A 21,190-nucleotide genomic window follows, 5' to 3' on the forward strand; every position below is an offset into this window, starting at 1 on the left:
AGAAGTTTTAAAATTTATTGCTGTATTCAGAAACCGCATTTTTTACATCATTTTCAAATTCCATTTTGGCAATTAAATTTAACTGTTTAGCATTTTTGACACGGCGAACTCCTGCATAATGGTTTTTCCAATATAGTTCATCAATGTTGTGAAACCCGATTCCGGAGCCATTTGCGCCAAACATAGTGTGGCGATCAATGATAAATTCAACGTGTGAAATAAAGTCGGGAGCACCATAAGTGCCTTTAAAGAAGATTAAATCCCCTGGTTTTGCCTTGTTTAAACGACTTACTTTTTTAGTCATGTTGAATTGAGAAACTGTATAGGCTGGAAGTGTGCAGTTTACTAGTGATAATCCATATGATGTAAATCCTGAACAGTCAAAGCCTGTTTGCGGATTATGACCGCCAAAAACATATTCATCACCATTGTATTGAATTAGGTTCTTTAGGATTTTTCTCATGAAATTATTCACCATATACCGCTCAACTAAGTCCCCATAAAAGAAATTTCCTCCATTGGTGTACAGGTATTCTTTGTGATACATTCTGGAAATTTCATTAGAGTATTTATATTTTGTGCCGGCAGTATTTCCAAGTAATGGAGCAATCACATTTTTTGAGTAGTTTTCCGTGTTTTTTAGCGTATATCCATTTTTCTGTTTATTGATATAATCAAGAAAATTTCCACCAAAGGCGTAGGTTTGCGCTAACAAACGTTTATCAGTTGCGTAATCATGATATTGATTTTTGCTTAACATAGGATTTTGATGCTCTGACTTATCCAAATCTTTGGCATGTTCTACAATGGCTTTCATATACCGTACGGCTTGTTCAATAGATTGCTCAGGTTTAAGGGAGTTAGGTGACAAACCTGCGCTTTCGGACGATTGCATGATGTCAGGGGTTTTTTCGGATAAGCCGTGACTTTCGTTTTCCATAATAGCTAGAAAGAGGTCATTATATTTACTCATTTTGTAATACTTTGTAACCTTAGCTAAATATGGTTTCCAGCGAAGCACTGTTTTATCAAAACCTTTGTACTCCTTGATTTTGCTAAAATCACGTACATAATCGCTGTCATAATCAAAAGGTACATTACTATCAAATTCTGCGGCATTGCTTATTTGATCAGCATTATTGTCGGGGCGCAACATAGGGTTAACTACATTGTCTCGAGACGATCCATCAGTATTTGTTGCTGTAGAAGGAAGCTGAACTTCAGAGGGAGTATTCGTATTTGAATTTTCTTCGTTCGACTGGCTATCTGACTGATTATTGTTGGTTGAGACAGAATCTTGTTTATTTGAAGTATTGGAATCAACTGAAGTGCTATTCGATGTTTGATCTTCTGTTGCATTGTTACTTTGACTACTATTGCTAGAAGAAGTTGACGTGCCGTTTTGATTACTTACATCGTTACTTTTAACAATTACAATTATTGGATTTTGTTGGGCAATATTCGGATTATTTGTATTTCCGGGACTATTTACGATATTAAATTGAGAGTGGGCACTCTCTATTACCATATTCTGACCATTGCTAGGAGGGAGCATACTATTTAAATCAATAGAATCTCCGATGTGTGCAAATACGTTGACTAATTTTAATGTTTCGCCCTGAGCATTGATATATTTAAAGGTCTTTACAACACTTGGATTGTTGGGAAATCTAGTAGGAAATGTTACATTATCTATTGGAGTACTATTATTTACTTGAGTGCTATTAGCGTTCATTTCACTGGGATTGTTTGTATCCGCTAGAGCTGTTGCGCTTGGAGCAACTATACCTAATAGTTGTGTGCAAATTAAAAAAGTAGAAGCATACTTACCAACTGTTTGTATTTTATTTGTATTTGATAATTTCAAGCTACTTCCTTCTTTCAAATCGTGAACATTGTGTAATTTTTCGTCGCCATTATAACATAATATATATATAAAAAATATTTAACATCTTTTGAAATAAAAAGGTCGTAGTCACTGCAAGGACTACGACCTTTTATCGAAATGTTATAAGAGTACATGTACTCCAAGCAACTTTTATATAAAAATCAGCCAATGCCACTATTTTAAATAATTGGTAACAAAGAATGAATTAGAGGGGATACTGAATCGACAATTTTTACGCTACTTAAGAAGTCGGTCATTTTTGATAAGATACTTTGTGCTAATGTTTGGAATCCAGGCTTGAAGATAGCGTATAACAAAGCCCCGATTGCCAATACTAAAATAATTCCAAAAATTCGATCCGCATTATGTTCCAAAAGATCATCTCCTAGATTATTTATTTGGTTCTTTATATTACTTTTTATATATATCTAAAGTAATATTTATGATATATATTAAGTTCAAACTGTAGGTTTGTCAATCAATTACCTACAATAAATACTTTAGATATTAATTAATATTAAAAATAAAGATTAATTTCCTTGTAGCCAAGCTTTCATTTTTGCTTTTTCGGCAGCTGACAGTCCTTCGGGTAATTGTCCTTTATCATAGTTAGCAAATTTTGCGCTTCTAGCCTTTTGTCCACTAACGATTGGTTGCAAAGCTAATTCATCATCTTGCTCGTGAGTCTTTGTGTAGTTTGTATCGTCAGTATCTTTTGCTAGATACATGTGCGCATAAAAGTCTACTGGTCTGTTTTCATTGATGTTAAGCCAATTGCCACCTAGTCTTTCTTTGTTTGTAGATGAATTCTGAGCCTTAGAGAAGTACACATCATATTTGCCTAACTTGAGCCATAAAGGAGTATAGAATCTACTACCCGCTTTTCTCTTGGCCATACTGTCATCATTTTTATTTTTAGCTAAAGGATCTTTACTTGATGCTAAAGTAATATTTCCGGAATCATATTCAGAATTACGATCAAAGAAGGAGTATTTAGCTTCAAATCCACTTTTTTTCTCATCATTGTAGTTTTTAGGAACAGCAGCAGTAATTTTACTAATTTTTTCTTTTTCTAAAGAACTGAAGTCTTTCAAATTATCTAAGTCTGGCAGTTTATCTTTATAATCAGCAGTCTTAACGTCTAGTCGATCAGCCATCATATTATTATTTTCAAAAGAATGTTTTTGAGTATCTTTTGAATAATCAATAGTTGTGTTTTTAGCTGCAAAATCTTTTGGAAATACGTAATTTATGTTGGTACCATCTTTACGATATTTCTCTGTTTGAATATTACCGATATATTTTAAGGAGATATCACCTTTCATGCCGTAGCCAGTCTTTGCTGTAGCTTCACGCTTTTGCGATACATCTAATCTTTCATTTAAAATGCGGACTTTGTCTACACCATAATAAGCAATGGTTCTTTCCGGGGCAGTGTAGCTATTAACGTCTTTATGCCATTGATCATTATCTTTTTTAGTCGGTGTATTTCCCTTATTGAAGCCCTCTACAATATGTTCTGTAGCAATAAATCCAAAACTGTCTTTGTCCTTATAATCTTGTTCAATTAAGTTTGGATTAGTTCCTGTGATAGTAATTCTTACTGGAACTTTTTGGCCTTCTTTAATTCCCGTTAAATTGGAAGTATCAAGGTTGCCTTTAATCTGCGTGTATTTCAATCCATGCTGCTTTTCTAACATCATGTCTATAATTGGTTTCTTTGTTGAATACAATAATTTACCGTTGTTAGGAGAAGAAGGATCATTGTATTTGATGTTTATATTAGCTACAGCGCCCTGGTATTCACTGAATTGCCTGTATAAGAAACTTTCTGCACGTAAATCTAATTGAAATGGAAGCTTATTAGATGCTTTATCTGTGTCTATCTTGAACATTGTGTCTTGAAAGTGAGCTTTCGGCACGATGTATGGAACATAGAAATCTTGGTTGAATTCTTGATTTGTATCATCATAATCAGGTGAATTATATTTATTGAAATGTACTACTTCCTTAGATTGATCGCCGTAGCAGTAACGAAATCTATTATTATTCTTATCTCGTCCATCTTGTAAAATGTTAATATTCACATCATCATTTTCGTAGCCGTATACATTATTTTTTTGAATTAAGCCGTTATCACCATCAAAATTTTTATGATATGTGAGATCTTTATTATTTTGGATATGTTCTAAGAAATCAAAGTCACCTTTATTATTATGATCAAAATCATAATGATAAATGATGCCATGGTAACGTTTAATTTTTACAGGAACATTATTAGAATCAGAGTCGCCCCCAGCATCATATATAACTTCATTTTGATGTGCTTTATTATAAAAAGTATACCAACCGCTTGATTTAGGGTTGTTATCTGACCATCCGTTTTCCGCCGGCTTTGGTAATTTGTTAACGATACAACTTACATTAATTACATCGTCTTCAGCTTCTCCGTTCATTTGTTCTTTATTTAAATGAACTTTGATTGTATTCCCCTCGACTTTTAATCCTTTTGCTAAGCGCCCTGTAGCACTTGCCTTTAACAATGTTACTTCTTTAGGTAGATTGTCTGTTAAGTCAAAGTGGTCATTAGTGTATTGTTCATATCTAGAAACATCATTAACCAATCCTGTTTTTGGATCTTTGATGTAATGGTAGTACCAGTAGTTTTTCCGTCTTTGTAGATGAATTTTAAGCTGATAGTTTATTACTTCGTTTTGCTTATGAATGATTGGTTTATCAACACTTTTTTGTGGCGGCGTTATGTCTTCGTGTGGAGGAGTTCCCGGATTTTTGATTGTAATTCCTGATAAAGTAAACCAGGCCGAACCATATCCTGCACCAAATCTAAATACATGTCCTGGTTCAGTAGTTGCTAAATAATTAACTGAGTGAGTAAAGAAGTCTGGACCACCTAAGTAGTCATCAAACGGGGTATTCGGCAGTCCACCGATTACATAACTATTTTCTTCAGGTGACCAATATCTACCGATACCAGTATTTTCACTGACGTAACCAGTTATATTACCATTATTATTTTCGTAATTTACCCATTCACCTGTAATGCCGCCATCTAAAGATTGGGGAATTAAATTGTTAGTCATTCCGTTTAAGGAATTAAATGATAAATAAGTTGGGTCTCCAGGTTGTGATAAATTCACTTTCTCATTGGTTCCTGCTTTAAAAAAAGTATAACTGACAGTACCTGAAGTGATACCGTTATAAAAGATGCCATTTGAACAATCTTGTGAGATATCTATCCAGCGGCTACTTTTTGGGAAAAAGCTCGAATCTGGATAAACATTGAGCCAACTTATTCTCATTTGTACATCTAAGTTCATACCTGCGTAAAATGCTGCATTGTTATACTTAACCGTAATTTTATCTCGACTTCTATCAAAATTATCAAGTAATCTTACTTGGATAACTTTGTCACCTAAAAAATCTGCAATATGCGATTCTCCCATTTGTCGTAGACTTACTACTTTTGCACTTAATCCATTACCTTCAGTAGTATATACGTAGTATCCATGGTTTGCTCCTAGCCCATGTTTGATTATAAAAGAGTAATTATCTAGGCCTTTATATGGAGCTGTTTGAAGACTATTCTTATTGATGAATGCTTGAGCAGTAGTACATAATCTGAACGTTAGTAATATAAATGCTATCCATACAATAATCATGGATAATATACTGTAGTAAAGGTTCTTTTTGTATATTGTATTCATAATGCTCACCACCATTTTGATCTTTTTTATATATATATTTAAATCAAAAAAATATAATTTTTGCGATAATTATTTTTGCTTTAGTAAATCTATCACCTGTTTCTTAAAATATAAAAGCTTCGTTTAGCAGTTTTTAGAAATTTAGATATATATAAAAATGCTTTAAAGCGATTGTAGCATTATTTGCAAAAAAATAAAAGTTAACTAAGATTTTGCGCATTAAAAAAGAGATAGGTAAAATACCTATCTCTTTTTTTAGATTCGATTAAATTAGTTATTTTTAATTAAAGAAGTTCTTAATTGCCTTGATAATTGTAGCTAAAAGTCCCTCATTTTCTGTATCAGTTTGTGGTAACTGATTGGCTTTATTTAAATCAGCAGTGGAACCTATGGCAGTATTTCCAAAAGTTGAAGTTTGCTTTTCAGTAGAATTATTAACCGTGGAAGTAGGCTTTAAAGCTTGATCGGTTCCGGGGTTCACTGTAGTATTCGGATCCTTAACAGTATTGCCTGATGTATTATTATTCTTGTTTTCATTAGGTTTCGTTGTAACTGTTGCATTTGTATCAGTTGCCCCAGTATTTGGTTTTCCAGTATTGTCGACTACTGTATTACCACTAGTATTGCCACCTGGCTTATTAGTATTCCCGGTGTTATTTGTAGTATTATTGTTGCTCCCCGCATTATTTGTGTTGCCAGCGTTGCCAGTATGATCTACAACATCGGTAGTGTTGTCTCCTGGTTTACCACCTTGCCACCAAGTGGATCCATCATGTTCTGGAGTAATTCCCCAAATCTCATCAGCGTTAGCAATCGTAGCAAAAGAACCTAAAGCTGTTGGTGCAACTAAACTTAGTAGAGCAACTGACTTAATGACATTATTTTTTAAGCTAGATTTCTTCATGATATTCCCCTCACGTTTTCATAATTAATAATTTATATCAATATTCTAACACAATTCTCGAATTTGAAACCGTTTTGTTTGGGCTGCTGCATAATTGTTATAGTGATTGAAGTCTAAATATGCAGTAGCCAACAAATGTAATGCAGTTGGGAAAATATACCTCGATTCAATAGGTGTATTCGGCATAGCTAATGAAACGTAAGAATTCTCAATTTTAGGCCAAAATATTCCTAAACCATCAAATTCATAATTTTCTTCTCCAATAGCTATTTTACCTAAGTTGTAATTTCCAATGGCTAAATTAGTCACATAGAACAAATAATATATATTGGCTTGCTGGGTTTCAGTATACTGAGTCAAATTTAAATCTAAATTTATTCCCCCAAAAGCAGTTAAATTGACCTGAATGTAATCATCAATCGGCAGTTGTAAATCGACCGTAATAAGAGTGCTAATGGCTTTTTGGGCTATCTCTAAAGGCAAGAGAATGTCTCCAGTCTCTTCGTCAATAGCTCTGATTTGAGCCAACTTTTCTAGGACAATGATATCTTCATGTATTAATTCTTTATCATCTTTATCGATTTTAGAGAACTCTAACGATTGAATAACTGACACTGTGCTGCCTCTCTTGTTCATATATTATTGATTATTAAGCTAATATTACCATTAATCACTTCCTTCCTTGGAATTTTCCATTAATTTGCCAAAAAGTTCATATTGTAATTTTGATTCAATCAATTGAATAGGCATTGAATAATACTTAATGTATTCGTGAATCTCCCCTGACAACGTTTTATGGTTCTTTGAGGGACGTAATTTAATAATGCTATCGGCTATTTGCGCATCATTTTTACCAACGAAAAACCGATTATCAAATCTATTGACTAAATCCAATGTGACAAAATCAATTAGTTTGGAATAAATATTTAAAATTTGTAATGATGTTCTCTTTTGCAGTCTGGTTGTTAAAGAAATCGGAGTTACATAACCTATTTTAATTAAGCTTTTTAATTGAGGCTCATCTTCGCAAACTATATTGAGCAAATGCTCTTGCAGTTTTTTATCTGGTTTAAAAACTCCAAATAAAATAGCATTTAAAAATCTGCTCTGACTAAATTCGTAGCTAGGAATTTCATATTGGGATAAGGTTTTTTGTAATTCAGTAAGGGAGTCATAATTTGAATTTAACAGATCAGAAGAAAGTCTTGCTAATTCTGCAAGTGCGTCTTGAATATAAATGGGCATTGAGAAAGGAAACGGTTTATTCTTCGAAAGACCATTTTGTTCGGTAGTCTTAGGAGCTGTGGCAGACGCATCATAGTTTACCCTGCCTGCAAAAAGCATAGCTGTAACTTCTGCTTTTGTTGGAGTTGTGTGGGTTTGCTCCGTAATAATTGCAGCATACCCATCGTATAAATCATTGATCACGCCAAAATCTTGAAGTAAGTTATAAATTTCTGATGAATCATTGATTTGATAAGGACGTTTCAACAATAAATTTATCTTTTTTAGATCCTGTGGTTCAGTTAATGGTGCTTTTATTTTGGTATCTTCAAATTTGGACTTAAATGTATCCTTTAAGTTTGATTGAAAATCCATGTTATTTAATTTATCCAAACTCATTACTTGTCAACCCTTCCACTAATTACATATTTTTTCATTAGTTCAAATTGAGGGCTGATTTCATTTGTTATTATCTTTTCGACTTTTGGATTATTTAAATCAAAAACAGACTTTTTGTCTAATGTTGCCTGATTAAATAATTCTCTTTCGTGGAATAATGATACAAAGCGTTCATCATCTTTAATACTATCCATAAATAAATGGGAAATGGTTGTATTAAACTTGACCTTATTGGCTATAAATGCAAGCTTTCCATCAATGAGTCTTGAACCATCAGGAGATAATATCCGATTACTTAATTTTTCGTAATCGTTCTGCATGCTGATTACTGAATCTAGCCCGTATCTACTTGGTTCGACAGGGCTGAATACGACATTCGCCATAGTCAACGCATTTTGAGTCGCCAACAAGAGATCTGGATGTGTATCACAAACAATGTAATCAAATCTATCTAACAACTGATTGTCTTTTAATAGTCTGTAAACGGTTGTACATGCATATGGTAGATCGCGCATTAGGCTATCAATATTGTCTGTGCTTTGTGAAATAGACAAACCAAAAAGATTGTCAGTCACTTCAACCGGTTCTACTGTTGGTAATTTACTACTGGGATCCTTAGCTACAGATTTAAATACTTTTCCTATATCAGTCTTTTCTAATTCTTCATCATTTAAAGAAAAATTACTGGACATAGAAGCCTGATGATCAAGATCTATTAATAGCACTTTATTGGAAGTTTTGGCCAAATAAGCTCCAAAATTGAATGCTAATGTTGTTTTACCTACGCCACCTTTAGTTGCCGAAAAAGCGATAACTTTTGTCATTACATTACTCATCCTAACTTTTCATTTTCAATTCTTTAAATTATATAGTCATATTAATTGAATGTAAAACAATATATTTATTAACTTTTACAATTAGTATGATATAGCAGTTGTCATTGAATGTAAACCAACATACTAATAAATTAATAGTTTAATTGTCAATTGAAGATTTAAAGTAAAGAGAGTCATAACAAGTTAGATATTTAGCTCAAAGTGCATCATCTCTTTTCTTGTACTTATTATATATCATGAATATAGTATTGTAAATAATAAATATAAAATTAATTTATTTGATAACCTGACATTATTTACTGGTGTAATGATGCGGTTTAAGCCTTAGATAAAAGTATTTATTAGTTTGTATGATTAGTAATATATAAGAATAGTAGTTGATTGTAAACAAATATAATATAAGAATGTATACCTTAAATATTGATTAAAGATTTAAACTAGTCCCATTTTGCTAAATGAGTCATTTATTTCATGGAACAACATTTTTCTATTAACCATTATATATCCATAATATATGATTATTAAATATGAAAATAATAGACCTGATAAATCTACCTTCATTGTATACTGCTGTATACTGCTAGTTTCCTTGTATAATGATTATGTAAGAAGTTTTAAGGGCGGTGGCTGTCTTTTTCCTTGAGAGGTGAAGTCTATGGAAACATGGAATAATCTTGAGAAAGGTTTCACAGTCATGAGTGTCTTTCAGGCACTCTCGTTGATGTTGCTGTCTGGCACGTTTTTAATCGCGCTGCTCAGCTATATCGACAAGCATCACAAATAAAAAAGCCACCCTGCATAACTTTGGCCAGTTACAGGGCGACTTAATATTGTCTTTGTAATATGCGCCACCGCCTTTGAAGCGGCTTACTGAGGAAGCCCTGTTTCCCGGCGGGGCTTTCTTTTTCTGTTTTTATTATAGCATGGTCTTTAAAAAATGACTAATGTTTCAGCTTTTGATAAGGTTTAAGATCAGACAATCTTATGTCTTAAGTTTTTAAATTTACAATGTCATCTAACATTTGACTTAATTCTATAATACTATGTGCGAATATTGATTTACTCATTATTGTAATTACTTTTTTAAAATAGAACTGGATTCTTAAACATATTTTTTATAATTAGATATTCTTTTGTATTTTTCAAAAAAATATCTAAAATCAAAATAAAGGAAATATTTTTAGTATTGTCATAATGATAGCATATATTGATAGTTGATTCTATATATGCTATCATATATGCATGAAAGAATTAAAATTTGAGTTTTATACCCGTCCTAACGGACACAATGAATTTCTAGAGTACTTAAATTGTCTAGATACTAAAGTAAGAGCAAAATTATTAGCCCGTATTAGCATAGTTTCGCAAAAGGGAATTAGTATAAGTATTCAACATAATTGGGTTAAACCACTTGAAAAGAATTTATATGAAATTCGTTCCCGGTCCGGCAATAATCAGCAACGTGGACTTTATTTTCATGTTGATGGAGAACACTATGTAATTACCCATGGGTTTACAAAGAAAACTCAAAAGACATCTCTGCGAGAAATTAAACATGCCAAAGAGCTACGTAATGAATACTTTGTAAATAGAAAGGAGCTGTAAGTATGAGTAATATTAATTTTGATGATTACTTGAATGAGCAATTAAGAGATCCCATATTCAAAAAAGAATTTGAAAATGAAACTACAAAACTAGAGAGCGCTATCGCGTTAACTAAGGCAAGAAAAGAGTCTGGATTGTCTCAGCGCGAGCTAGCTAATGTGTCTGATGTTCCACAGTCAACAATTGCTCGAATTGAAAGTGGGGCTAATACTAGCATTGATACCTTATCTAAAATTGCTAATGCACTTGGGAAAAAACTAACTGTGAATTTTTCATAATTAAAAAATATGAATACTTTTGTTTATCGGATTTTTCTTCATTGGCCCAATGTATAACAGCATTGCAAATATCATGACCATTTGAACCTGGGAAATAATCCGATCCATGCTAGAATACTGATATAGATATGTTATTGAGCGCATGATACATGACAAACATAAAAGCCTTCGGCAACTTAACTGCTGAAGGTTTTTATGTAGCTAGAATCATTGGACTACACTAATATCAATGGTGTACGGTTGGTTAGCTGTCATATAAACCACAAGATAATAAGTATATTGACAAGTTGAGATATGATGTCGAGTAAAGTACGAATGGCCCCTACCTTTCTTTATAACAAGGGTAATGAACAGCTATTCATGTATATCATGATTAATTGAGTCAAAAATTAATGATTATGGCAATGATAGTAACTATAAATATAGGAAAGTAAGATATAAGAAAAATTGGTCTAATAATACTAAATCAAATCCTTTATACAATAGTAATATCTCCCTTTGATACCAATATTCTTGCTTTATACAACTCATTAGGTATGCAATTTGCTAGCGAAATCATTTTTGGGGAAATATTATTAAAGCCCCTTTTTACTTTCCAGTGAATATCTATTTAAAAGTCTACAAATGATTATACCTGAATATTTTATCTGGAAAATAACATCACTAAAGATATTTCCAATAATATTATAGACTAATTATTTTAAATTACTTTATTGATTTGAGCATTTGGGTTTGGGTAATTTAGGATTACTGTAATATTCTTTTTCATTGTTGTAATTATAGCTATAGTCATTGATTATATCTTTCATTTGCCAGATATTTAATTTTTTATTGATTGCTGTGTTTTGAGAATTTGAAAGTATCTCATTATAATCTCCGTTATTCTTTTGCGATTCATAGGCTAATCCATTTTCTAGTAAGGTTTCCTGGTACAGTTTGTTGTTCACAAATAAGTAGATTTGTGTATAGGAAGGATTGCCTTGTTTTTTAAGTCTAATGACTTCGTATAACACTTTCCTGTTTGTTGGATTCAAGAAATGATTAATAGTTTGTGCTATCTTTTGTTTATTAGCTTTATAAAAATATGAATCAGTAGGTATCAAATGAATAGAAGCTAGTTGAATGGGATATTCTTTACCCTGGTAATACATAGTTCCCGTACCATCAACGTTTAAAGTGATTTTATCTACTTGAATTTTTACATTTTGACTAAGAGATGCATCAAATGGAGCATTTGGTTTGCTAGATTTAATCACCGTATCACCTATTTTAATATTGTGCTTTTTATTCGTTTCTTTAATAATTGAAACCATCGTATTTAAATTATTCTTTACATCAGTTCGATTTTTTGCTGGAAGTGCTGAATAGATAGATATAAATACTAGAATCACTACGAAGATAAATAAGACATCTTTGACTATTGAAATACGTGGTTTAGTTGTTGTCTGATTTATAAAATGTTTTTTACTCATTAATCTGAACATCCCCTTTGAAACCAACTTATTTTGAATTAAATATTTGCCGACTGTCGATAGATTTAAACTTTCAAGCTATAGTTTATTGTTTTGCTTCTAGCTCTTTCATTTGGTCTAACCACCAAAGTATCCTAGCTTTTCTTTTGATGGGTTCTGTGTCAGGAATTTTGTTAAAATCTTCGTATTTATTGCTCAGAGCTAATAATACTTTGTGCAGCTCTCCAGTTTTGACCATTAATTTTTACCTTCTCTTTATATTCCGTAACTTGTAAGTAATCCTATTAATCTGAACCAACTTAAATGTAGTTTCTCTTGTATCTCATTCATCTGCTTTCTTTGTCTACGTAATTTTGCGACTTGTGGCAATAATTCTTCATCTGAACGCGTGTCCAATTGGTTACGTAATAACTGCAGTTCTGGGTGATCTTCCGGAACATTTACCATGGAACCGAATTCATTTTCCATGAAATTAATGTGGCGCATCATGTCTTTTGTATCAATTTTGTTGGAATATTTATCGGATAATGAAAAATTATTAGGATTTGTAATAGACATCATTTTTCCCATCTTCGTTTAAATAAGGTATCTCACATAAAACATTGCTTCAGCATAATCATTTATTGCCTATCGAACCTGCTTCATCCTTCGAATCGTATTTGCTATATATGTTTTGACTTTTGATGATTTAGTTTCATTCTTTTACTTGCTGGGCATCATAATACCTTCTTGGATAAGTACCTTTTTCATGTCATTAAATTCTTCCGATGAAACAAGAACTGATGTGCCACTCACTAGATACAATAGATATTTATATCCATCGTCAATGTCTTTTGGATTGTTAATATAGTTAACTACTTGAATACAATTTGGATTAATCCACATACCGTTCTTCATTTCATACAACATTTCTGTCTCCCCCTGTGCCTTTAAGTTAAGATATTCAGCAAATGTCATTTTGCTTATATAAAATAAGAAATTTATTTACTCTACTAACTTCTTTGATAGGCTTAATGTCGGCTATTTTCGAATTTTATTTACATTGGGAGGTTTATACCAAAACTTATGTTTAATGAGTCTTGTATCAAATACAGCATTTTCTAAAGGATTAGTACATGAAGATCCATCAGCGTTAATGCTCTTATAATCATCAACTCTTACGCTGCTTTTATGGATTACAAATGATGCTTTTGTCTTTCTAGTAGCAAGAGTTCTGTAAACCATTGAAGAGAAATTCTTCAAATCTTGGTAAGTTTCTTCATACACAATCATGGTTAACCTCCATATAAAATTTGAATAATCTGGCTGAAGTAAGCATTTTTTGATTTAAATCTCTCATAAATGATGACTATTTGAATTAACATGTCATTTCTAATTATTTGTCTTTCCAAATGATTGCTTTACTAGGTTGTTGTCCTTTATCTATTTGTATTTTTCCTTTCTTTATTAATGAAATTCTGTTGTTGTACTTTTTGATCCAAAGCTTATCTAATGAAATCCGATTTTGATGTTGGGCAATGTCATTTTTAGTAATATTTATCTCATTTTGAGCATCAGAAACTTTATCTTGATAACTAGGATCAATATCTGCGTCTTCATTTAATTCTTTAAGTTTTTCCTTTTGTTTAGCAATATACGGTTTATCTTTATTTATTAGTTTTTTTCGATTGTCTATATCTTGATGAAGTGTAAAAATCGATTGTTTTAATGCATTAATAGTTAATTCTTTTGGAGTAGTATTTATATCTATATGCCCCAGGTGTTTTTTCTGAAGTAACTTCTTTTCTGCCAAAACAATATATTGGGTGTTGTGCTTTTGAATTCTATTTAGCAGATGCAATTGCTTTTTAGTTAATTTTCGATTGGAAGTGCTTATTTTGCTTGAATCTTGATCATTTGTAGAATAATCAGAACTATCTAGCACATCTTTTTCTTCATCTGTTAATTTATAAGCGCCTATAGAACTATCATTTTTAATATCAGCGTTTGAATCATCATTGTTTTGACCGTTACTATTATCATTTAAAGCATTTTGGAGGGAGCTTAAATTGATTATTGAAGAGTTGTAGAACTCTATTTTGATACCTTGAAAATTTGGATATATGTTTTTTATTAAAACGACGAAGTGGTTATTATAAGTTGGTAATATACGAGCGAATGGAACGTTTGTGTTAGACGCTTGTGCTGCCGCTAAAGTAAATTGGATTTTTAAGTCTTTTGGTCTAATGCTGCCTGTTGGACTGGTTGTAGTTAAATCCAGTTGAATAGCTTTATTTTTGGTATCGTAAATATAATTGGAAATTTTGATAGTATCCCCATTAATAAATTTTTTGGGAAAGTTTATTGAGGTAGGTGTAACTATTACTTCATTTTTCCAGAAATGGCCGATAACCAAACAAATACACATTGTACCTATTAGCATTCCATATACTATTCTTCGCCTTCGGCTAGCAGATTCCTCTAATCTTTCTCGGAGCTTTCTAAAATTGCTTACAAACGGTTTTACTAACTTCCTTAATTTAGAAATAAAAGCGTTATTTTCTATAAAATTATTGGACATACCATAGGAATATGATTTTGAATTGATATAGCGTTTATCATCTTCTGTAAGTGGTGCCTTATCTAATGATGTTTTTGTTCGGTTCCATGAATTATCTTTTGTCTGCTTTTTTCTCATTCAAAACACTTCGTTTGATTTATTGTTGTTTAATAATAATTTTGACTTGCTTATTTAATCCGTTCATAACAATGTAGATTGTGTAACTTTTCTCAGCTATATTGGGTTGGCAGCCATTAACCCAAGCTTTAGCGAAATCTTCTTCATGACCGCTTTTAATCCATTTTTTCATAAGCGCATTGGGTATATTTTGTCTGTTTTTTTGAGAATCATTAGTTTGGTTTAGTTGATTTAAAGTTGTTATTAATGATTGTCCACTGACTTTTTTATGTTTTATAAACTGATACACATTGTATGGGACCTTGATTTTAGGTGTTTCTGCATATAGTTTTAATTGATAGTTTGCTTCCAGATTCCCTAAATATTGAAATACGATGTCTTCTAATATTTGCTTGTCTTTTTTTACAAGCAAATCAGATTCGTTCATTAAATTTACTAGAGCTTCCATCAAATCATTAATATTACTATTTACAATCACTTGTTACACCTCTAATTTAAAAAATTTCAAGCAGACCAGTTATCTATCGCAGTATGCACGTAGAAATCGTCTCTGTTGATTTATCTAACTTTCATTAAATTTCTATTAATGGTTATTTAGATGGCTAGATACATGCATTTTGCTAAATTGCTTCATGACAGTATCTACCGCAAAGTGATTTACATTAATTGCTTTTGCAATTTGCCGTCTGTTATAGCCAAGATTGGCCCAATTTACTACCCAATTTAAGTTATGCTTGACTATTTCTAATTGTGATTCATTTCTGCGATCTTCTTGCCATAATTTTCTTGCCTTGATAATTAGTGGATCACTTTCTTGTATATCTGAAAAGTTATTATATTTTTGTGAAATTTGGTACACCACATGACGCAATGTTTCGCCATCTTCGTTTTTGCCCTTTTCCATATATATTCCCTCCTCATTTCAAGTATGATGTCAGATGTTATTTAATAGTTTCTAGTATAAGTTAAATATTTATTAATCTACTAATTCATATTTCTTTCTAAATGTAGAGTCTTCAACTACAAAATGCTCTCCTTTAGAATTCGTTAAAATCCAGTTACCTAGTTGTAAATGATTAGTACCGCCGTGATTGTTTGGCAAAAGATATATATGTAATTGTTTAAAATATCTTGCCTTGCTAGATGAGATATCAATTTTATATTTTTTAATCATAGTTTCACTGGCATCAAATTGTTCCGCTTCAACAGTTAGTTTTTTTCTATATAACATTTGTTCGACCTCCGATATTTTTATAGTTGAAGAAGGAGTTAATTGAATTTAATACCACCTTCTCTCTATTTTAAATATACATTACTTTTTATATATATCATATTCTCAGGTTTTAAGTAAATATACTCTATTGCGCTTACATTGCCCCCTTCAAAGTAAAAAATTAAGAAATTATTCCCAAATGTAGTATATAGTAATATACTTTAAATGTATATTTAAAATATACAATTTGAAATAAGCACGCAGCGATATTTTCCTGAACTTAAAAAAAATTTAGACAAAAATATTTATATACTACAGGATTGTTAAATATAAAATTAAGCAAGGCGCTTAATTTAACAGCAAATCCAGTCATTAGGAATTTAATATTATTATATAACCATAGTAAATAAATGTTAATACTAAGATTTAATAATATTTATATATTTCATTAAATACATATAAAAAAGTCTGATTTTATCGTTTTAATCAGACTTTTTTGTTAGCGTTAAGCTTATTTCTCATATATTTTCTTTTGGCGGTCTATAAATCTTAGAATTTGCATTTCATTAATAGGTTTATTGTGTAATATTGAATATTTTTTAGCGTTATCACATATTCGTACTATGTCAGCTTGGCATAAACTTTTAGATTGCTCAATGATTTTATCAGTTATGAGCACGGGAGCATCATTATTATTTTGAAATTGTTGTTTATACAATTGCTTTATTTCGGCATTGTCAGGCAATTCATAATGTATAACATCATCAAATCGTCTAAATAATGCTTTGTCCAACAGATACTTCGTATTAGTTGCGGCCAGTATTATACTTTCAGAATCATCATTTTCTATAAATTGAAGTAAAGAGTCCAAAACCCTACTCATTTCTCCATCAGCATTACCTTGATCTTTATTAATTAAAGGTCTCGATTTTCCTATTGATTCAAATTCATCAAATAAATAAACGCCTGTATTGTATTGAATAAGCTGAAATACAGAATTTAATTGAACTGCTGTTGCTCCCATTTTTGAATTTATGATGTGATGTGTTTGTACTTTATATAAGGGTAAGTGCAATTTGGAGGCAATAATCGATGCGGTCATTGTTTTTCCAGTTCCAGGTGGACCTTCTAACAATATTTTTCGTTTGTTACACAGTCCCCTTTGTCTCAGTTTTTCAGAGTTTTTGTATTCTTCAAATAATTCCTGAAGAAAGGATTCAACAGCTTCAGAAGTAACTAATTGATTTTTAGGGACGGTTGAAATGGCTGCTTCGATAAGTGGATTATTGATTATTCTATTGGCTTTTTTTGCTGAATATGTTTTTTTATTGGTCTTCGGATTTGTACGTAATATTGTTTTAATAGTGTTTGCTGAATTAAAATGTTTATGCTCATTTTCATAGTCAAGGATTTGTTGCACAGTTAGCTGAAAATTGTTATCATCGCTAGTTACATACGATTTAATTAGTGATTGAACTTGCGCAGCAGTTGCCATTATTAAAAACCTTCTTTATCTATAGTCTTGATTGTTATCCCTCAACATAGTCCGTTAATTCCAGTTGATCGTTTGCGGAGTAATTAGACATAATTAGTAAACGTTGCTTTTCATAATAAACAAGTAACCGATGCCATTTGTTAGATTGATTAAGTGTATTGTTAATCACATTTACATAGTTTATTTCTGTAGGTAAACAAAGCAGTATCTTTATGTTGGCCAACTTTATATCATTTAAGAATATGTTTAGCTCTCCAGGTTTTAATGATCTTTCACTACAAATAGGGAAACCATATAAAAAAGCGTTAGTGTTATTCTTTATATTCTGACTAATAAAAGTAACGCTAACAAATTCTTTATGCTTACATTTAACTAAATCTGAAACACTTAAACGTCCCTCTATGAGTTCATAATAGTAAGAGATTTCCTGAGGAAACATATTCAATAGTTTATTGATCGTTAAATTTTCCATAAAAATAACAACCTACCTTTGAATCACTTAATATTATCCTTAAGATGTTTAATATCTTTTGTTGTTTCGTCTGTTGGATCGTATTTACCTGGTTTTTTCTGTAAAAGCTTGTCTTTGTAGATAACTGTTTGTTGATTGAAGCTGACATTATTTTGAACAGCTCTATACTTGGTATATATTAAAGTGCATAAAAGGAGAACTAGAAATATACCCGATAAAATTTTTACAATATTTCTATTATTTTGCTCCAAATGATCAAGTGTTTCCAGCCCTTTCTCTTCAGCATTTCGGTATTGGTCAGTATTTAGATCCATAGTGGTTTATCATCCTTTCATTTATAATATTGAAATACCTAAAACTAACATATTGCTTACTCCATGAACCATTGACGGAGCTGTAATAGAATTGGTTTTTTTACAAATTAGTTGTAGGTACAATGAAATTAGTACATAGCTCGCAAATAATATTGGGCTTGGGCTATCCTGATGCGCAATGGCAAAGAAACAGCCGGAAAAAAATGCCGATATCCAATAAATAAAAGGTTGTATACATTTGCTTTTTAATCCTATTGGTTTTACAAATTTACTAATCAGTGTTTTGAATGTATTGGTTAGTAAATAGCGGAAAGTCAGTTCTTCAGTTATGGGAGCAATAAAAGTAGCTGCTATTAGCATTAAAAAATTTTGTTTAAAGTACTCAACTATTCTGGCAGAATTAGTTGATTGTATTAATTTGCCATGATTAAAAATGAGAGCCATCGTTGAATTAAAAATGATTTGGATTAATACTAATATGATTCCCATCAAAAGGATTAGTTTTATATTTTTTAAGAAGTCATGATAAAACACCGTAAACCAGTGTTTTAATACAGATTTATATGAATCCATGTTAAACATGGATTTTATTTTATTTAGACTATTGCCCTGTTTGTTTTTACTAAATAAAGTAATGGTTGCTATTGTAGATAACAGATCGCAGAAGATAAAAGATATAAAGACTAAGTTGCCAGTTCCTAAGGTTTTATAAATCTTTATTGTCTGAAAAAGTTTAAACAACAGCAAACATAATAATGTATTAATAAAGTAGAAAAAAAAGAAGACAATTAACATTCTTATACTAGTTCGGTCATCCAGAATAGTTGAATGAAAATTAAATGATGCCTTCCCCTTTTCTTTCCGCAATAATGTGCGCTTTTTTGATAAAACCAAGTACCTTCACTTCTTTTTATTCATATATAAATATATTATCATATTTTATAGTAAAAAAATGCATTTCAGTACTACACAGATGCTAATTCAAGAATATTCTTGCGCCAAAATAAAAAAGCATCACTGATGAATGATGCTTTTAGATCAATATATAAAGACTTACAATTTTCTAACTTTTTTTAGTTGAATATTTAGCTTTTTTCTTGAATGCTAAAGCCTTTAACTCATCTATATCCATGTTATCGAACACAAGTAATTTATAAGGCTCCACTTTTCCCATGCGAGCTACGCCAATTAACAGCTTTTGATTGGAGGGAATATGATTTTGTTTATATAAATAATAAACTCCCTGCCGAGTAATTCCCAGGGTTGATCCCATTTCTCCAGTTGAATAAAAAGGCCTTATACGTTTGGTAATAAATTTAGTAATGTTTTGTGTTTTTCTCAGACGTACTTTTAAATAAACATGCTCATCACGGCTTAAATAATCATAGTAATAAGCTAAATATTTAGCAATCAGCTCTTTATCATTAGTATTAAATATGATCTTTTCAATGTCTATTTTTAAATACAAAGCTATTAAAGCTACTTTTGAAGCGCTCATTAGTCTACACGTAGTAGAAGAATAATTACCTTCTAAAACATTAGTTAAATTATTCTTAATTACATCTGCCGGCATTGAATAAAACTGGTCTTTACTTAAATGTTGGTAGAATAATCCAAATGCTATTGATTTTACCTCGTTACCGTCTAAGGGAATTTGTTCAAATGATGTATAACTCGAACCATTTTTTTCATTGTAAGCGGATAAAATATTTTTATTGAGACATAGGATATTTTGGGTCAGGTCTACATCTGTTAATGGTAATGACCCTGGCGCAACTTTTCTTTTTCTTAATTCAAACATTTCATTTGGTAATTCTAATTCAGCCATATTTTCACCTTTTTAAAACATTTATCTAGTTAGATTTAATGGTTTTTGCCAATTTAATTTCTAGTTTTTGAAGTATTGGATTACTATTCTTGCTAATATAAATGGATAGGTTACTTTTAGCTCTAGTAATTCTACATAAATCAACCTGCGTTCTTCCTCTACGAAGTTTATTGTATTGATTCAACTATAAAATAGATTATAAATTGTTTTTTGTAATGGTTGATGCGTTTGGAGAAACGTCTCCATTCTTTTTTTGTTTCTAATAATTTAGATTGGCAAATAACTTCTAATGCTTGTTCATCTTCAGATGTTAACATATTAATTAAATGGTCACAAGTATTATAAGAAAGCATTCGGAAGAAATAAGCGAAATTCATACATTTACAATCTTAGGCTAAACTTCTATTAGCTAATAAACATATATTTTATGTAATATGCTGGCTATATGATTATTTTTAATATTAACTAAGATCTAAAAAAACCGTCTAATTTAATAGACGGTCTTTTTAGAATGTATTCTCTTTACTTAAGGCTAGTTTGTATTTATAGGAGTATAGTAGACGTCAACAGTTTGATCACTATCTTCTCCTGTAACCTGGTGGGCGGCTACTTGGTCTTGACTGGCAGTATAGCCGGCGAACACAGGAATTTGAATGGCATCCCAATTGTCCGTACTCCATGCACCATAAGTTTTAGCACCAGTCACACCATCAATATAAACATTTCGCTTTAAGACTGCGGTTTGAATGTAAGTTTTCATAGTCCCATCTGGACGGTGAATATTGACGGTCCGTGTCAGAGCATTAAATTCTGTTGAATTATTAATCTTATGGGCCACTTGTACTTGAATGATTTGATGA

The 21,190-nt window shown here is 31.3% G+C and carries 25 protein-coding genes; 3 read left to right on the plus strand and 22 right to left on the minus strand.

Going from position 1 to position 21,190, the window contains the following annotated elements:
* Positions 1-7: 7 nt before the first annotated feature.
* The 7 genes from JG30_RS08760 to JG30_RS08415 all read right to left on the minus strand — a co-directional run bounded on the left by JG30_RS08760 (position 8) and on the right by JG30_RS08415 (position 8,964).
* Positions 8-1,867, minus strand: coding sequence for a C40 family peptidase (locus tag JG30_RS08760; protein ID WP_052725287.1), 1,860 nt, complete (start codon positions 1,865-1,867; stop codon positions 8-10).
* 200 nt (positions 1,868-2,067) lie between these two features.
* Positions 2,068-2,262: a hypothetical protein gene (locus JG30_RS08390; protein WP_046318117.1), complete on the minus strand. Its 195-nt coding sequence runs from the start codon at positions 2,260-2,262 to the stop codon at positions 2,068-2,070.
* Between the two features lie 156 nt (positions 2,263-2,418).
* Positions 2,419-5,613 (minus strand): hypothetical protein, encoded by a 3,195-nt coding sequence (locus JG30_RS08395; protein WP_046318118.1) that lies wholly within the window; start codon positions 5,611-5,613, stop codon positions 2,419-2,421.
* A gap of 280 nt (positions 5,614-5,893) precedes the next feature.
* Positions 5,894-6,517, minus strand: coding sequence for a hypothetical protein (locus tag JG30_RS08400; RefSeq protein WP_046318120.1), 624 nt, complete (start codon positions 6,515-6,517; stop codon positions 5,894-5,896).
* 45 nt (positions 6,518-6,562) lie between these two features.
* Positions 6,563-7,132: a hypothetical protein gene (locus tag JG30_RS08405; RefSeq protein ID WP_046318122.1), complete on the minus strand. Its 570-nt coding sequence runs from the start codon at positions 7,130-7,132 to the stop codon at positions 6,563-6,565.
* Positions 7,133-7,183: 51 nt separating this feature from the next.
* Positions 7,184-8,140 (minus strand): hypothetical protein, encoded by a 957-nt coding sequence (locus tag JG30_RS08410; RefSeq protein ID WP_046318123.1) that lies wholly within the window; start codon positions 8,138-8,140, stop codon positions 7,184-7,186.
* On the minus strand, positions 8,140-8,964 hold the full coding sequence (locus JG30_RS08415; RefSeq protein ID WP_046318126.1) for a ParA family protein: 825 nt from the start codon (positions 8,962-8,964) through the stop codon (positions 8,140-8,142). The genes JG30_RS08410 and JG30_RS08415 overlap by 1 nt, the downstream gene beginning before the upstream one ends.
* Before the next feature lie 667 nt (positions 8,965-9,631).
* Here JG30_RS08415 and JG30_RS09220 point away from each other — a divergent pair.
* The 3 genes from JG30_RS09220 to JG30_RS08425 all read left to right on the plus strand — a co-directional run bounded on the left by JG30_RS09220 (position 9,632) and on the right by JG30_RS08425 (position 10,859).
* Positions 9,632-9,760: a putative holin-like toxin gene (locus JG30_RS09220; RefSeq protein ID WP_245626314.1), complete on the plus strand. Its 129-nt coding sequence runs from the start codon at positions 9,632-9,634 to the stop codon at positions 9,758-9,760.
* A 458-nt stretch (positions 9,761-10,218) separates the two neighbouring features.
* The gene (locus tag JG30_RS08420; RefSeq protein ID WP_046318127.1) at positions 10,219-10,581 is read left to right on the plus strand and encodes a type II toxin-antitoxin system RelE/ParE family toxin; all 363 of its coding nucleotides are present in this window, start codon (positions 10,219-10,221) and stop codon (positions 10,579-10,581) included.
* A 2-nt stretch (positions 10,582-10,583) separates the two neighbouring features.
* Entirely contained in the window at positions 10,584-10,859 is a 276-nt protein-coding gene (locus tag JG30_RS08425) for a helix-turn-helix domain-containing protein (protein ID WP_046318129.1), read from the plus strand.
* Positions 10,860-11,569: 710 nt separating this feature from the next.
* Here JG30_RS08425 and JG30_RS08430 read toward each other — a convergent pair.
* From JG30_RS08430 to JG30_RS09135, 15 genes are all read right to left on the minus strand, one after another.
* A complete protein-coding gene (locus tag JG30_RS08430) occupies positions 11,570-12,331 on the minus strand; it encodes a thermonuclease family protein (protein WP_046318131.1) in 762 nt (253 codons plus the stop codon).
* Positions 12,332-12,416: 85 nt separating this feature from the next.
* On the minus strand, positions 12,417-12,569 hold the full coding sequence (locus JG30_RS09125) for a hypothetical protein (protein WP_179854067.1): 153 nt from the start codon (positions 12,567-12,569) through the stop codon (positions 12,417-12,419).
* Positions 12,570-12,586: 17 nt separating this feature from the next.
* The gene (locus tag JG30_RS08435; protein WP_143443940.1) at positions 12,587-12,892 is read right to left on the minus strand and encodes a hypothetical protein; all 306 of its coding nucleotides are present in this window, start codon (positions 12,890-12,892) and stop codon (positions 12,587-12,589) included.
* A 141-nt stretch (positions 12,893-13,033) separates the two neighbouring features.
* Positions 13,034-13,240: a hypothetical protein gene (locus tag JG30_RS08440; RefSeq protein ID WP_046318134.1), complete on the minus strand. Its 207-nt coding sequence runs from the start codon at positions 13,238-13,240 to the stop codon at positions 13,034-13,036.
* A gap of 111 nt (positions 13,241-13,351) precedes the next feature.
* Positions 13,352-13,603, minus strand: coding sequence for a hypothetical protein (locus JG30_RS08445; RefSeq protein WP_046318136.1), 252 nt, complete (start codon positions 13,601-13,603; stop codon positions 13,352-13,354).
* A 103-nt stretch (positions 13,604-13,706) separates the two neighbouring features.
* A complete protein-coding gene (locus JG30_RS08450; RefSeq protein WP_046318138.1) occupies positions 13,707-15,008 on the minus strand; it encodes a hypothetical protein in 1,302 nt (433 codons plus the stop codon).
* Positions 15,009-15,027: 19 nt separating this feature from the next.
* Positions 15,028-15,486 carry a hypothetical protein gene (locus JG30_RS08455; RefSeq protein WP_046318140.1) on the minus strand — a complete coding sequence of 153 codons (459 nt, stop codon included), beginning with the start codon at positions 15,484-15,486 and terminating at the stop codon, positions 15,028-15,030.
* Between the two features lie 105 nt (positions 15,487-15,591).
* Complete coding sequence (locus JG30_RS08460; protein WP_046318142.1) at positions 15,592-15,912, minus strand: hypothetical protein; 321 nt, start codon at positions 15,910-15,912, stop codon at positions 15,592-15,594.
* A 72-nt stretch (positions 15,913-15,984) separates the two neighbouring features.
* Positions 15,985-16,239 carry a hypothetical protein gene (locus tag JG30_RS08465; RefSeq protein WP_046318143.1) on the minus strand — a complete coding sequence of 85 codons (255 nt, stop codon included), beginning with the start codon at positions 16,237-16,239 and terminating at the stop codon, positions 15,985-15,987.
* Positions 16,240-16,732: 493 nt separating this feature from the next.
* Positions 16,733-17,716, minus strand: coding sequence for an AAA family ATPase (locus JG30_RS08470; protein ID WP_046318145.1), 984 nt, complete (start codon positions 17,714-17,716; stop codon positions 16,733-16,735).
* A 34-nt stretch (positions 17,717-17,750) separates the two neighbouring features.
* The gene (locus JG30_RS08475) at positions 17,751-18,188 is read right to left on the minus strand and encodes a hypothetical protein (RefSeq protein ID WP_046318146.1); all 438 of its coding nucleotides are present in this window, start codon (positions 18,186-18,188) and stop codon (positions 17,751-17,753) included.
* A gap of 23 nt (positions 18,189-18,211) precedes the next feature.
* Entirely contained in the window at positions 18,212-18,502 is a 291-nt protein-coding gene (locus JG30_RS08480; protein ID WP_046318148.1) for a hypothetical protein, read from the minus strand.
* 21 nt (positions 18,503-18,523) lie between these two features.
* Positions 18,524-19,396 (minus strand): CPBP family intramembrane glutamic endopeptidase, encoded by an 873-nt coding sequence (locus JG30_RS09175; protein ID WP_046318150.1) that lies wholly within the window; start codon positions 19,394-19,396, stop codon positions 18,524-18,526.
* A gap of 169 nt (positions 19,397-19,565) precedes the next feature.
* Positions 19,566-20,330, minus strand: coding sequence for a hypothetical protein (locus JG30_RS08490; RefSeq protein WP_046318151.1), 765 nt, complete (start codon positions 20,328-20,330; stop codon positions 19,566-19,568).
* Positions 20,331-20,862: 532 nt separating this feature from the next.
* Positions 20,863-21,190 (minus strand): mucin-binding protein (locus JG30_RS09135; protein ID WP_427846164.1); only part of this gene is annotated, 328 nt, incomplete at its 5' end.

It is taken from the genome of Bombilactobacillus mellifer (genome assembly GCF_000970795.1).
Lineage (GTDB): Bacteria > Bacillota > Bacilli > Lactobacillales > Lactobacillaceae > Bombilactobacillus > Bombilactobacillus mellifer.

Excerpts from the sequence above, each read along its gene's own strand:
- JG30_RS08395 (WP_046318118.1), bottom strand. The coding sequence starts at position 5,613 with ATGAATACAATATACAAAAAGAACCTTTACTACAGTATATTATCCATG.
- JG30_RS08400 (WP_046318120.1), bottom strand. The coding sequence starts at position 6,517 with ATGAAGAAATCTAGCTTAAAAAATAATGTCATTAAGTCAGTTGCTCTA.
- JG30_RS08410 (WP_046318123.1), bottom strand. The coding sequence starts at position 8,140 with ATGAGTTTGGATAAATTAAATAACATGGATTTTCAATCAAACTTAAAG.
- JG30_RS08415 (WP_046318126.1), bottom strand. The coding sequence starts at position 8,964 with ATGACAAAAGTTATCGCTTTTTCGGCAACTAAAGGTGGCGTAGGTAAA.
- JG30_RS09220 (WP_245626314.1), top strand. The coding sequence starts at position 9,632 with ATGGAAACATGGAATAATCTTGAGAAAGGTTTCACAGTCATGAGTGTC.
- JG30_RS08420 (WP_046318127.1), top strand. The coding sequence starts at position 10,219 with ATGAAAGAATTAAAATTTGAGTTTTATACCCGTCCTAACGGACACAAT.
- JG30_RS08425 (WP_046318129.1), top strand. The coding sequence starts at position 10,584 with ATGAGTAATATTAATTTTGATGATTACTTGAATGAGCAATTAAGAGAT.
- JG30_RS08430 (WP_046318131.1), bottom strand. The coding sequence starts at position 12,331 with ATGAGTAAAAAACATTTTATAAATCAGACAACAACTAAACCACGTATT.
- JG30_RS09125 (WP_179854067.1), bottom strand. The coding sequence starts at position 12,569 with ATGGTCAAAACTGGAGAGCTGCACAAAGTATTATTAGCTCTGAGCAAT.
- JG30_RS08435 (WP_143443940.1), bottom strand. The coding sequence starts at position 12,892 with ATGATGTCTATTACAAATCCTAATAATTTTTCATTATCCGATAAATAT.
- JG30_RS08440 (WP_046318134.1), bottom strand. The coding sequence starts at position 13,240 with ATGTTGTATGAAATGAAGAACGGTATGTGGATTAATCCAAATTGTATT.
- JG30_RS08445 (WP_046318136.1), bottom strand. The coding sequence starts at position 13,603 with ATGATTGTGTATGAAGAAACTTACCAAGATTTGAAGAATTTCTCTTCA.
- JG30_RS08450 (WP_046318138.1), bottom strand. The coding sequence starts at position 15,008 with ATGAGAAAAAAGCAGACAAAAGATAATTCATGGAACCGAACAAAAACA.
- JG30_RS08460 (WP_046318142.1), bottom strand. The coding sequence starts at position 15,912 with ATGGAAAAGGGCAAAAACGAAGATGGCGAAACATTGCGTCATGTGGTG.
- JG30_RS08465 (WP_046318143.1), bottom strand. The coding sequence starts at position 16,239 with ATGTTATATAGAAAAAAACTAACTGTTGAAGCGGAACAATTTGATGCC.
- JG30_RS08470 (WP_046318145.1), bottom strand. The coding sequence starts at position 17,716 with ATGGCAACTGCTGCGCAAGTTCAATCACTAATTAAATCGTATGTAACT.
- JG30_RS08475 (WP_046318146.1), bottom strand. The coding sequence starts at position 18,188 with ATGGAAAATTTAACGATCAATAAACTATTGAATATGTTTCCTCAGGAA.
- JG30_RS08480 (WP_046318148.1), bottom strand. The coding sequence starts at position 18,502 with ATGGATCTAAATACTGACCAATACCGAAATGCTGAAGAGAAAGGGCTG.
- JG30_RS08490 (WP_046318151.1), bottom strand. The coding sequence starts at position 20,330 with ATGGCTGAATTAGAATTACCAAATGAAATGTTTGAATTAAGAAAAAGA.